The organism is Marinobacter oulmenensis (assembly GCF_014201735.1).
Classification (GTDB): Bacteria; Pseudomonadota; Gammaproteobacteria; order Pseudomonadales; family Oleiphilaceae; genus Marinobacter; species Marinobacter oulmenensis.
Genome location: NZ_JACHFE010000001.1, coordinates 136,396 through 149,149 on the forward strand (window position 1 = coordinate 136,396; position 12,754 = coordinate 149,149).

General features: G+C 60.6%; 10 protein-coding genes. 7 read left to right on the plus strand and 3 right to left on the minus strand.

Going from position 1 to position 12,754, the window contains the following annotated elements; genetic code table 11:
- Position 1: 1 nt before the first annotated feature.
- Entirely contained in the window at positions 2 to 1,015 is a 1,014-nt protein-coding gene (locus HNR38_RS00600; RefSeq protein WP_183698713.1) for a histone deacetylase family protein, read from the minus strand.
- 196 nt (positions 1,016 to 1,211) lie between these two features.
- On the opposite strand from HNR38_RS00600, the gene HNR38_RS00605 reads away from it, so the two are divergent.
- Entirely contained in the window at positions 1,212 to 2,660 is a 1,449-nt protein-coding gene (locus HNR38_RS00605; protein WP_183698715.1) for an NAD-dependent succinate-semialdehyde dehydrogenase, read from the plus strand.
- A 346-nt stretch (positions 2,661 to 3,006) separates the two neighbouring features.
- Positions 3,007 to 5,172 carry a DNA helicase II gene (uvrD, locus tag HNR38_RS00610; protein ID WP_183698717.1) on the plus strand — a complete coding sequence of 722 codons (2,166 nt, stop codon included), beginning with the start codon at positions 3,007 to 3,009 and terminating at the stop codon, positions 5,170 to 5,172.
- A gap of 433 nt (positions 5,173 to 5,605) precedes the next feature.
- Here the strand turns inward: uvrD and HNR38_RS00615 are convergent, their stop codons facing one another.
- Entirely contained in the window at positions 5,606 to 6,403 is a 798-nt protein-coding gene (locus HNR38_RS00615; RefSeq protein ID WP_183698719.1) for an undecaprenyl-diphosphate phosphatase, read from the minus strand.
- A gap of 101 nt (positions 6,404 to 6,504) precedes the next feature.
- On the minus strand, positions 6,505 to 7,527 hold the full coding sequence (gene arsB, locus HNR38_RS00620) for an ACR3 family arsenite efflux transporter (RefSeq protein WP_183698721.1): 1,023 nt from the start codon (positions 7,525 to 7,527) through the stop codon (positions 6,505 to 6,507).
- Positions 7,528 to 7,639: 112 nt separating this feature from the next.
- Between arsB and HNR38_RS17300 the strand changes: the two genes are divergently transcribed.
- The 5 genes from HNR38_RS17300 to HNR38_RS00645 all read left to right on the plus strand — a co-directional run bounded on the left by HNR38_RS17300 (position 7,640) and on the right by HNR38_RS00645 (position 12,704).
- Positions 7,640 to 7,966 (plus strand): metalloregulator ArsR/SmtB family transcription factor, encoded by a 327-nt coding sequence (locus HNR38_RS17300; RefSeq protein ID WP_425488674.1) that lies wholly within the window; start codon positions 7,640 to 7,642, stop codon positions 7,964 to 7,966.
- Between the two features lie 36 nt (positions 7,967 to 8,002).
- Positions 8,003 to 9,007, plus strand: coding sequence for an ArsJ-associated glyceraldehyde-3-phosphate dehydrogenase (locus HNR38_RS00630; protein WP_183698725.1), 1,005 nt, complete (start codon positions 8,003 to 8,005; stop codon positions 9,005 to 9,007).
- 1 nt (position 9,008) lies between these two features.
- Positions 9,009 to 10,214 carry an organoarsenical effux MFS transporter ArsJ gene (gene arsJ, locus HNR38_RS00635; RefSeq protein WP_183698728.1) on the plus strand — a complete coding sequence of 402 codons (1,206 nt, stop codon included), beginning with the start codon at positions 9,009 to 9,011 and terminating at the stop codon, positions 10,212 to 10,214.
- A gap of 97 nt (positions 10,215 to 10,311) precedes the next feature.
- Positions 10,312 to 11,235 carry a LysR family transcriptional regulator gene (locus HNR38_RS00640; protein WP_183698730.1) on the plus strand — a complete coding sequence of 308 codons (924 nt, stop codon included), beginning with the start codon at positions 10,312 to 10,314 and terminating at the stop codon, positions 11,233 to 11,235.
- Between the two features lie 416 nt (positions 11,236 to 11,651).
- Positions 11,652 to 12,704 carry a TRAP transporter substrate-binding protein gene (locus HNR38_RS00645; protein WP_183698732.1) on the plus strand — a complete coding sequence of 351 codons (1,053 nt, stop codon included), beginning with the start codon at positions 11,652 to 11,654 and terminating at the stop codon, positions 12,702 to 12,704.
- Positions 12,705 to 12,754 lie beyond the last annotated feature (50 nt).

Sequence of the window (12,754 nt, forward strand, 5' to 3'; positions counted from 1 at the left end):
CTTAGCCCTCCAGGCCCTTGAAGAACTGGCTGACGTTGGTGGTCAGTGCTTCCAGGTCGTAACCGCCCTCCTGGACCACCAGGGTGGGCAGGCCAAGCTGGCGAACGTGGCTGCTGAGGCGGCAAAAGCCCTCTGAGGACACTGACACCTTGGCCTGGGGATCATTCTTGTAGATGTCGAAGCCGAGGGTCAGGATCAGTACGTCCGGCTGGTACAGCTTGATGGCGGCCATCGCCTGGTCCAGCTTGTCGAAGAAGACGTCCTCGTCCGAGCCGTGGGGCATGGGCATGTTGATGTTGTAGCCGTAACCTTCACCTTCGCCCCGTTCGTCCTCGTAACCGCTGGTGACCGGGTAGAAGTTGGTGGGCTCCCCGTGGATCGAGATGTACAGCACGTCGCTGCGGTCATAGAAGATTTCCTGGATGCCCTGGCCATGGTGCATGTCGGTATCCAGAATCACCGTCCGCGGGAACCGGGATTTCATATGCTCGGCGGCAATGGCGGCGTTGTTCAGATAGCAGAAACCACCGGCGGCATCCTTGCGGGCGTGGTGTCCCGGCGGGCGGCACACGGCGTAGGCAGTGCGGTCGCCGGCCATCAGTGCATCGGCGGCACCCAGGGCAGTCTGGGCCGACCAGTAGGCCGCCTTCCAGGTGTCCGGGCCGATCGGACAACTGCCATCCGCCTGGTAACGGGCGGCTTCCGCCAGAATGCCCTTGAGTGCATTGGGTGAGCGCACAAAAATGTTCGAGATTACCTCATCGCCCCAGTCACCCATTTCCATCCAGCGCCGGTGGGCGGACTCCAGAAAGCGCAGGTAGCCCAGGTCATGGACCTTCGAGATCGGGCCGGCCCCCTGGTCGGCGGGCTGCAGGACGGAGATGCCCATGTCCTTGAGTCCCTTGATCATCAGTTCCGTGCGTGCCGGAACCTCCTGCGGCTCGCGCATCTGGCCACGGGTGAAATAGATCTTCGGAATGTGCAGATCCTGGTGGGGGTGGAAATACGCTTTCATACAGGGCCTCCCTGAGGGGAAATACGGGTAACTTCTTGAAATCGGATTATCCGAGTATAGGCAGTGTCTTGGCCCGGTCAAAAATCCGCGCGTGACTTTACAGGCTGGCACTCACAAGCCACTATGAAAGACATTATCCATTGACGCAATACGCGTCCCTGCACGGGGCGCAGACAAACACCGGAGAGGAGCCGAGATGATCGAGTCACCCCTGCTGGAAAAGCTCACTGGCTACATTGGCGGACGCTGGACAGACAATGCCGGCGGAAACACCTTTGATGTGTACAATCCCGCCACCAGAGAGGTCATCGCCCAGGTGCCCTCGATGCCGGAAGAAGACGTGACTGCCGCCATTGCAGCCGGCAAGTCGGCACTCAGGCTGACCAGCCCCTATCCGATCGAAACCCGCCGCAAGTGGCTGGAAGACATTCGTGATGCCCTGAAGGAAAACCGGGAGGAGATCGGTCGGATTCTGTGTATGGAACACGGCAAGCCCTGGAAGGAAGGTCAGGGCGAGGTGGACTACGCCGCCGGTTTCTTCGATTACTGCGCCAAGCATGTCCAGGCGCTGGATTCCCATTCGATTCCAGAAAAACCGAAGGACTGCACCTGGACGGTTCACTACCGCCCGATCGGTGTCACCGGTCTGATCGTGCCCTGGAACTTCCCCATCGGCATGATCGCCAAGAAGCTTTCCGCCGCCCTGGCGGCTGGCTGTCCGTCGGTGATCAAGCCGGCCAGTGAAACACCGCTGACCATGGTGGCCTTCTTCAGCATCATGGACAAACTCGACCTGCCGGACGGCATGGTCAACCTGGTGATGGGCAAAGCCAGCGTGATCGGCAAGGCACTGTGCGAGAGCCCGGATGTGCCCATGCTCAGCTTTACCGGTTCTACTGAAGTAGGTCGCAAGCTGATCGTCGACACTGCCGAGCAGGTCAAGAAGCTGTCCCTGGAACTGGGTGGCAACGCGCCGTTTATTGTCTTTGATGATGCCGACCTGGATGCGGCGGCGGATAACCTGATCGCCAACAAGTTTCGTGGCGGCGGCCAGACCTGTGTCTGTGCCAACCGGATTTTTGTCCATGAGAAAGTCGCCGACGCCTTCGGTGAGAAGCTGGCCGAGAGGGTCAACCGGATGACGGTTGGCGATGGCATGAACGAGGGTGTGGATATCGGGCCGCTGGTTAACCAGCCGGGCTTCGACAAGGTCAAACGTCACCTGGAAGACGCGCTTGAGAAGGGCGCCAAACTGGTGGCTGGCAAACAGCCGGCTGAGCTGTGCAATGGCCTGTTCTTCCCGCCCACCGTGGTGCAGGGCGTCAACCGTGACATGTGCTGCTACCAGGAAGAGACCTTTGGTCCGCTGGTGCCCATGGCACTGTTCCGCAGTGAGGACGAGGTCATTGAGGCCGGTAACGATACCGAATTCGGTCTGGCCTCCTATGTCTTCACCGCCGATGCCGAGCGCGCCCAGCGTGTTGCCGCCGGCCTGCGCTTCGGCCACGTTGGTTGGAACACCGGTACTGGTCCCACGCCGGAAGCGCCGTTCGGTGGCATGAAGGCCTCCGGCATTGGTCGCGAAGGCGGGCTGGAAGGCCTGTTTGAATTCGTGGAGCCGCAGACGGTTCCGCGCGGTTTCTGAACCCTCAAACAGCGCCAGCCTTCACGTTAAGGTGGCTGCGCCCACGGGCAGGGAGGCCTTTTCAGGACACGCAACGAGCCGTCCATGGGGCTTGTTTCGGGCCATCCCTGGCCCTCAACAGTCCTGCAAAGGTTTCCCCACCCGTGGGCTTGAAAGCGCAGAGGCAGGTACCGCTTCCCGGGACTGTCTGTGGCCAGGGATGGCCACAGTCAAGCGCACAGGGATGTGCTCGTAGCGTGTCCTGGGAAGCGGTACCTGCCTCTGTGCGTTAACTCCAAAGCAAACCCCGCCACCAACTGTTATACTCTCCCACCTGTTTATTTAACCAGTAGATTGCCAGGTTGCTATGGACGTTTCCCACATTATCGATCCTTTGAACGACGCCCAGCGTGAGGCCGTTACCGCCCAGAATGATCACCTGCTGGTGCTGGCCGGGGCGGGCAGTGGCAAGACCCGGGTGTTGGTTCACCGGATGGCCTGGCTGATGACGGTGGACCGGGTGCCTCCGACATCGATACTGGCGGTGACCTTTACCAACAAGGCTGCCAAGGAGATGCGTTACCGGGTGGAACAGATGATGAACATTCCCACCCGGGGGCTGTGGATCGGCACCTTCCATGGCATCGCTCACCGGCTTTTGCGGGCGCACTGGAAGGATGCCGGATTGCCGGAAAACTTCCAGGTGCTGGACAGCGACGATCAACTGAGACTGGTCAAGCGGGTGATGCGGGAAAACCGGATCGATGAAAGTCAGTGGCCGCCCAAACAGGCCCAGTGGTTTATCAGTGCCCAGAAGGACGAAGGCCTGCGCGCCGATCATATCCAGGAAAACCCGGGTGATCACTTCACCACCACCATGCTGAAGATCTACCGGCACTACGAGAAACTGTGCCAGCAGGGTGGCCTGGTGGATTTCGGGGAATTGCTGCTGCGCTCCCACGAACTCTGGCTGCACAAACCGGAACTGCTGGCCCATTATCAGCAGCGGTTCCAGCATGTGCTGGTGGACGAGTTCCAGGACACCAACACGATCCAGTATGCCTGGCTGCAGGTGCTGGCGGGCAACCGCGTGCCGTCCACCATCGTCGGTGACGATGACCAGTCAATCTACGGCTGGCGGGGCGCCAAGGTGGAGAACATCCAGCAGTACCAGCGGGATTTCCCCAATGCCCGGCTGGTGCGTCTGGAGCAGAACTACCGCTCTACACAGACCATCCTGAAAGCCGCGAACTCCGTGATCGCCAATAACACCGGCCGGCTGGGCAAGGAGTTGTGGACCGACGGCCCCGACGGCGATCCCATCAGTCTGTATGCGGCCTTCAATGAGCAGGACGAAGCCAATTATATTGCCGACAGCATTTCGGCCTGGGTGAACGAGGGCAACCTGCGCAGCGAATGCGCGATTCTCTACCGCTCCAACGCCCAGTCGCGGGTGCTGGAAGAATCGCTGATGCGCCAGGGCATTCCCTACCGGGTCTACGGCGGTCTTCGGTTCTACGACCGCCAGGAAATCCGCAACGCTCTGGCTTACCTGCGCCTGGTGCATTACCACCGGGACGACGCCGCGTTTGAGCGGGTGGTGAACATCCCGACTCGGGGCATTGGTGCCAAAAGTCTGGCAGAACTGCGGGCCTATGCCACCGAGCAGGGTATCTCCCTGTGGGAAGCCGCGGAGCGCATGCTGGCCGCCGGGCAGGTAAAAGGCCGGGCGAAAACCGGGCTGGAACGGTTCATGGACATCATCAACACCCTGTCGGAGATGGTGGATCATGCGTCACTGCAGGGCCTGATGAAGCAGGCCATCGAATCCAGTGGCCTGAAGGAATACCACGCCAGTGAGAAGGGTGAGAAAGGCCAGGCCCGGGTGGAGAACCTGGAGGAGCTGGTCAACGCGCTGTCGGACTTCGAGGTGGAAGAGGGCACCGACCCGCTGGCGGAGTTCATTGCCCAGGCCGCGCTGGATGCCGGCGAAGCCCAGGCGGATGCCCATGAAGACAGCGTGCAGCTGATGACCCTGCACTCAGCCAAGGGCCTGGAATTCCCGATGGTGTTCCTGGCCGGTATCGAGGAAGGTCTGTTCCCCCACGGCATGTCCCTGGAAGAGCCGGGGCGTATGGAGGAAGAGCGGCGTCTGGCCTACGTGGGCATTACCCGGGCCATGAAGCAGTTGGTGCTCACTTATGCCGAGTCCCGCCGTTTGTACGGGCAGGAGAAGTTCCACGCCGTGTCCCGTTTTGTGCGGGAAATTCCGGCTGACTGTCTGCAGGAAGTGCGCCTGCGTAACACGATCACCCGCCCGGCTATGGTGGGACGCCCTAACGAAAGCCTGTTCAGCCAGGACTCCGCCGAACAGTCCGGCTTCAGCCTGGGCCAGCGTGTCCGGCATCCGAAATTCGGTGAGGGCATCGTGATGAACTGCGAAGGCAGCGGAAGCAACACGCGGGTTCAGGTGAACTTTGATGAAGGTGCCAAGTGGCTGGTGCTGGCTTATGCGCCTTTGGAGGCCTGCTAGTTTTCAGTATTAGCCATCTTTGATGTTTGCCTGCAAGTTATGGGGGAGTTCCGGTTTGGGAGGGCCTTTTCAAAAACCGCTCCTGCGGCACCTCCCTGTGGCGCTTCTGCTCCGCCATCCATGGCTCCGCAAATTTTTGAAAAGGCTCTCCCAAACCGAAATGCTGTACCTTGTGCCATCCTCACAAAGACAGTGATCTGGGCGCTTGATGTCCTATGAGCTTTCGGGTGGACTAACAGGTTATTTCTGGAAGGCCGCGCGGTGATTGTATGCAGGTATCAGGTAGGGCTCTCCAAAAATGTGCGGAGCCAGGGATGGCGGAGCCCAAGCGTCACAAGGACGTGCCGAAGGAGCGTTTTTTGGAGAGCCCTACCTGATACCTGGCCCCCCAAGGCTGCAGGCTATAACAGGGAAAGCAACGCCAAGTCAGGATCTACATCAGCACCGTATAAATCACGCCCGCCAGAACGACCCGGTAAATCACGTAAGGCCACATACCCACCGTGTTAAGCCATTTCAGGAAGAAATGGATGGCCGTAATGGCCATGACAAAAGATGTGACCCCACCAATCAGAAAGCCACTCCAGTCCACGATGACATCCGAGGTTGCCACCTCCAGCAGCTTCACGGCAGAAGCCAGCACGATGATCGGAATGGCCAGCAGGAACGAGAAGCGGGAGGCGGTTTCCCGGCTCATGCCGAGGAACAGGCCGGCGGTGATGGTCACGCCGGAGCGGGAGGTGCCCGGTACCAGTGCCATGGCCTGGGCGATGCCCACGATGAGTGCGTCTTTCCAGCTCAGCGAATCCAGCGAGCGCTGGCGCCTGGGCAGCCAGTCGGCGATGCCCAGCAGGATGCCGAAGACCAGGGTGGTGAAGAAGATCACCGAAGCCCCGCGCAGTTCATTGTCGATCATGTCCAGAAGAGCCAGCCCGGCCAGGCCCGCCGGGATGGTGCCGATCACCAGGTACCAGGCCAGGGCACCCTGGCCGACGATGCGGCGCTGAGCCATGGACATCAGGCCATCCCTGGCGATCCCGAAAACGTCCCGGCGGAAGTAGAGAACCACGGCCAGCAGTGTGCCCACGTGTACCGACAGGTCAAAGCCAACGCCCTGATCCTCCCAGCCGAAAAACGCGGGGGTCAGGATCAGGTGGGCGGAACTGGAAATCGGAAGGAATTCGGTCAATCCCTGGAGGAGGCCAAGGAAGATGGCCTGGAATAGGTCCATGCGGTGGTTCCGTTCGGTGTTGTGGGTTGGGCCGGGTGAGGGCGATAGTAGCAGGGCGGATGCTTGCTTGCCACGCCCGGGTCAGAGCGCGGCAAGAGGGTTTACTGCGGGAAATGCTCCCGCGTCCGGTTGGCAAACTGCACCAGTGCCAGCATCAGGGGCACCTCCACCAGCACGCCCACCACCGTTGCCAGTGCCGCACCGGATTGCAGGCCGAACAGTGCGATGGCTGCCGCGACCGCCAACTCGAAGAAGTTACTGGCGCCAATCATGGCCCCGGGCGCGGCGATGCAGTGACGAACCTTCCAGAGCCTGGCCCAGCCATAGGCCAGCAGGAAAATCAGTACGGTCTGGACGATCAGCGGTACCGCAATCAATGCGATGTGCAGCGGGTTCTGCAGGATGACATCGCCCTGGAACGCGAACAGCAGCACCAGGGTGACGATCAGGGCGGCCGGGGTGACCGGCCCGATGCGCTTCATGAAGACCTCGTCGTACCAGGATTCGCCATGCCGGGCGATCAGGGTGCGGCGGGTCAGGTAGCCGCCGGTCAGGGGGATGACGATATAGAGCAGAACGGACAGCAGCACGGTATTCCAGGGAACCTGTATGTCAGAAATGCCGAGCAGGAACACCACGATCGGGGCAAAGGCAAACAGCATGATCAGGTCGTTCAGGGACACCTGCACCAGAGTGTATGCGGCATCACCCCGGGTCAGGTAGCTCCAGACGAACACCATGGCGGTGCAGGGGGCCGCGCCCAGCAGAATGGCTCCGGCCAGGTATTCCCGCGCCAGGTCCGGCGCGATCCAGGGCTGGAATACGACGGTCAGGAAAAACCAGGCGATGGCAAACATGGTGAAGGGTTTGATCAGCCAGTTCACGATGGTAGTGATGGCGAGCCCCCGGGGCTCCTTGCGAACACCCACCACCGCACTGAAGTCGATCTGCGCCATCATCGGAAAAATCATCGCCCAGATCAGGATGGCGATGGGAATGGAAACCTGCGCGTATTCGAACCGCGACAGGGTCTCGGGAACGGCGGGAGCAAATTGCCCCAGCGCGACGCCGGCGACAATGGCCATGGCGACCCACACCGAGAGATACCGTTCAAAAAAGCCCATGGTGATCTTCCTTCCTTTACGAATTGGCTGCCTGCCTCTATTATGCATAAAAATGCATATGCAAAAAAACGAATATATGGGCAACACAATGAATCCACACCCGGTGAGCCCGGTGACGGTTTTCAAGGCAATGGGCGATGAGCTTCGTCTGGCGGCGTTACTGCTGATCCTGGACCAGGGAAAGCTGTGCGTGTGTGAGGTGATGGAAGCCTTTGCCGCACCCCAGCCGAAAGTCAGCCGGCATCTGTCCACCCTGCGGGATGCCGGACTGCTGGACGCCGAAAGATGTGGCCAGTGGGTCTATTATTATCTCAGCCCCCGGCTGCCGGCATGGTTATCGCAGGTGCTTACAGAGACGGCGAATGCCAACGGTGAACTGATCCGGACTCCGTTGGCCCGGCTTGAGGCCATGAAGGACCGGCCGGAACGGTGCTTCTGAACCAACCAAACAGCCAGCTAAGGCAGGGAGATCGTTATGAGCAAGATCAAGGTAGGTATCAATGGCTTCGGCCGCATTGGGCGTCTGGCCCTCAGGGCGGCCTGGGGCTGGCCGGAACTGGAGTTTGTGGCCATTAACGACCCGGGGGGTGACTGTGAAACTCTGGCGCATCTGCTGAATTTTGACAGTGTGCACGGTAGCTGGGACCGTGAAGCGGTTGCACAGGACGGGAGCATCGTCATTGACGGGCTGCCGATCCGGGTGACCCATAACCGGGCCATTGCCGATACCGACTGGTCCGGCTGCGATCTGGTGATCGAGGCCAGCGGAGCCAACAAGAAAGTGGACGTGCTGCAGGGTTATCTCGATCAGGGCGTTAAGCGGGTGGTGGTGACGGCACCGGTCAAGGAAGCTGGTGCCAAAAACATCGTGCTCGGGGTCAACGAGGACATCTTTGACCCCGCGAAAGACCGCATCCTGACTGCGGCCTCCTGCACCACCAACTGCCTGGCGCCGGTGGTCAAGGTGATCCATGAAAAGCTGGGCATCCGGCATGGTTCGATCACCACCATTCACAGTCTGACCAATACCCAGACCATCATCGATGCGCCCCTCAAGGACCTGCGCCGGGCCCGGGCCTGCGGCAGTTCGCTGATACCGACCAGCACCGGTTCGGCGACAGCGATCATCGAGATTTTCCCGGAGCTCAAGGGCCGGCTGGATGGCCACGCCGTGCGGGTGCCCCTCACCAATGCCTCTTTGACCGATTGTGTGTTTGAAGTGGAAACACCCACCGACAGCGACACCGTGAACCGGATGCTCCGGGAGGCCGCGGAAGGCGAACTCAAAGACATCCTGGGGTATGAGGAACGCCCCCTGGTGTCCATTGACTACAAGACCGACCCCCGCTCGTCGATCATCGATGCCCTGTCCACTCGCGTGATCAACGGCACTCAGGTGAAAATCTACGCCTGGTATGACAACGAGTGGGGCTATGCCAACCGGGCGGCGGAACTGGCGCGCAAGGTGGGCCTGGCCTGATATGACTGCAGCCATCCGTCAGTACCTGGTCATCACTGGCAACTACTGGGCGTTTACTCTGACGGATGGCGCCCTGCGCATGCTGGTGGTGCTGCATTTCCACCAGCTGGGTTATTCACCGCTGGCCATCGCCCTGTTGTTCATTTTCTATGAATTCTTCGGGGTGGTGACCAACCTGGTGGGTGGTTATCTGGGCGCCCGCATGGGCCTGAACCGGACCATGAACATTGGCCTGTTCCTGCAGATTGTCGCCCTGGCCATGCTGGCGGTGCCGGCGGCCATGCTCACGGTGCCCTGGGTGATGGCGGCCCAGGCGCTCTCCGGTATTGCCAAGGACCTCAACAAGATGTCGGCCAAGAGCGGGATCAAGCTGCTGGTACCCGGGGAGCAGCAGGGCCGGCTGTACCAATGGGTGGCGCTTCTGACCGGGTCCAAGAACACCCTTAAAGGGGTGGGCTTTTTCCTGGGTGGGGTGTTGCTGATGGCCGCCGGCTTCCGCGGTGCGGTTGTCCTGATGGCGGTGGCGCTTGCGGTGGTCTGGCTGGCCAGTCTGTTGCTGCTGGGGCAGGACCTGGGCAGGAGCAAGGCCAGGCCGAAATTCCGGGAAATCCTGTCCAAAAGCCGGGCCATCAACGTGCTGTCGGCGGCCCGCATGTTTCTGTTTGGCGCCCGGGATGTCTGGTTCGTGGTGGCTCTGCCGGTTTACCTTCACACGGTTTTCGGCTGGGATTTCTGGCGCGTGGGCAGCTTCATGGCGCTCTGGATCATTGGCTATGGTTTTGTTCAGGCCATCGCCCCGCGCATGACCGGAAACCGGGAAGGGCGGCAGCCGGCGGTCCTGTGGGCGGCCGCACTGGCGCTGGTGCCGGCGGCCATTGCCGTGGGCCTGACCGCCGGTGCGCCGGCGCAGGTGGTTCTGCTTGGCGGTCTGCTGGTCTTCGGTGTGCTCTTTGCCATCAACTCTTCTCTGCACAGCTACCTGATTGTCCGTTACGCCCGCAGTGACGGCGTCTCGCTGGATGTCGGCTTCTACTATATGTCCAATGCCGCCGGCCGCCTGGCGGGCACAGTGCTTTCAGGCTGGCTGTACCAGGCCCAGGGACTGGAAGCCTGTCTCTGGGTATCGGCAGCCCTGGTGGCAACAGCCGCCGTGCTGTCGTTGGGGCTGCGCAGTGGTGACGAGCACGGAACACAGGCAGTGATGTGAGCCTTACTTTAGGCTAATCCTGTGTCGGTCGACGGCCTGCTTTTCGTACAATGGAGGATTGCCAGCCAGTAACGGGTTTCTCCAGAGGAAGCAGACGATGAGCGCCAATGGCTATTCGCTGGGCCAGATCGGTGATTTTGAGATCAAGCAGCTCAAGGTCTTCAAGACCGTGGTCGAGTGTGGCGGGTTTTCCGCCGCTGAAACGGTGCTCAACATCGGGCGCTCCACCATCAGTATGCACATCTCGAACCTCGAGGCCCGGCTGAACCTGGTTCTGTGCAAGCGGGGACGGGCCGGTTTCTCGCTCACCGATGAAGGCCAGATCGTCTACGAGATGACCGAGAACCTGTTCGAGACGCTGGACGGATTCCGGGCCACGGTCAACAACATCAACACCAGTCTGACCGGCCAGTTACGGGTGGACCTGTCCGACAAGATCAGTCTGGACCCGCGCAGCCGGTTTCCGGAAATGGTCCGGCACTTTCACGAACAGGCGCCCGGCGTGCGCCTGACCACCCGGGTGGCCTCCATGGCCAACATCGAGCGGGCGGTTCTCAACGACGAGGCGGACGTCGGGTTTATCCCCTATCACCGCAAACTGGAAGGCCTGGAGTACATTCACCTGTTTGTCGATCAGTGTTATCTCTACGCGTCCTGTGACCATCCGCTGGCGGCTCTGGACATTGCCGATCAGGCTGCGGCCGTGGACCTCTACCCACTGTCCCATGCGGGCCTCAAACCCCATGATTTTGCCCGTAACCAGATTTCCGGGATGAACCAGTCGGCCATTGCCTATTTCTACGAAACCCGTCTGGCCCTGATCCTGTCCGGTTGTTATATCGGCTTCCTGCCGGAGCATTTTGCGGCGCCTTACGCGGAAAAGGGGCAGATTCTTCCGGTGGCCACCAATTCCCGGGTATATGATCTGGGCGTGGCGGCGATTTTCCGCAAGACCTCCCAGCCCAACCGTTCCCGCGAACTGTTTGTCCGCACCATCCGGGAGACCCTGGGGGTGTCCTGAAGGTTCGGTAGTTTTCGACCTAACTTGTTGATATTGGGCTGCACTGCGCGGCCTTGTCTGCTCCCGATGCGAGTGTCCCGGAGTCCCTTCTGTTGCACCATTTGAGGGCCCTTTGCGCCAGTTTGGAACAGTGAGTTCCCCGACAGCTGTCTGCTTTCCGGTTTCCCGGTTTCAGTTCGGTCGTAGCCGAACTTTAGATGTGTTGCCTGACATTTAACCAGTTGCGGCTTTTTGAAAGCATCGTCCGGGTCCTGAAAGGACCTGCGGCGCAGGGGTATGCATGACGCATAACAACGTGACACCGATCCAGCCCCGATCAGCGTCCAGTCACCAGGGCCGATGCCCGGACCTGGTGTATCAAGTCCAGTGATTACTACAACGAAGCCCCTCCGTCGCTTGCTAACGCGGAACAGCGGATGTGGCTCAGAAAGGAGAGTAACGTGCTCAAAACCCTCAAGCGTCTCAAGAAAAGCTTTATCGCCGGTTCCCTGGCGGTCACCCTGGGAGCAGGCGTCTTTGCCTCTGCCGCACAGGCAGCGGAACACAACTGGCGTTTCGCCAACCTCTACGGCCGGGGCACCGCCTTTGGCGCCGTTTATGAGGATCTGGCCAAGAACATTGAAGTGATGTCCGATGGCCGCATCAAGGTTCAGGTACTCTACTCCGGCGAAGGTGTCGGCACTTCCGGCATCCTCGGTGCAGTGAAATCCGGCCTGATCACCATGGGTGCCCCGTTCCAGTCCATGCACGCGGGCGAGCTGCCGGCCGGTGTTGTGGAAATCGGTCTGCCGGGTGGCACCGACGATGTCGCTGAGCTGGCCACACTGTTCCACGAGCGTGGCTGGGCGGAAATCCTCAAGGAAGCCTATGGCGAGCAGGGCCTGGTCTGGCTGGACCCGTACATCCAGCCGCCGGTGTACATCATCACCAAGGAGCCGATCGAGTCTGTTGAGGACTTTGAAGGCCTGAAAATCCGTGCCCCGGGCGCCTACGGCAAGTTCCTGCGCAAGCTGGGCGCGTCACCGGTTTCCCTGGCCTGGTCTGAAATCTACACCAGCCTGTCCACCGGTGTGATCGACGGTTCCATCGGTTCCAACATGATCGACCACCGCGACGGCAATCACGTGGAAGTGGCCAAGTACATGTACCCGCTGCCGCTGGCCGGCGCCCAGGTACTGCCGATCATCGTCAACAACAGCGCCTGGAACAAGCTGAGCCCGGATCTCAAGGCCATCGTCAAGGCGGCGACCACCGTGCATGCCCAGGAGCAGATGACCAAGTCCCGTCTGTGGGAATCCCAGGCTGTGGCCGACATGGAAGCCAAGGGGCTGAAATGGAGCCCGGAGCCCAGCGAGGCCGACAAGGCTGCCTGGCAGGAAGCCGGTGCGGAACTGTGGGATGAGTACGCACAGGAAGGTGAGTACAGCAAGCGTCTGATCGAAGTCCTGAAAGACGTTCAGGGCGAGTAACCGACAGCCGGGCGAGCGCCTCCAGGGGCGCTCGCTTTTTTGTGTTTGTC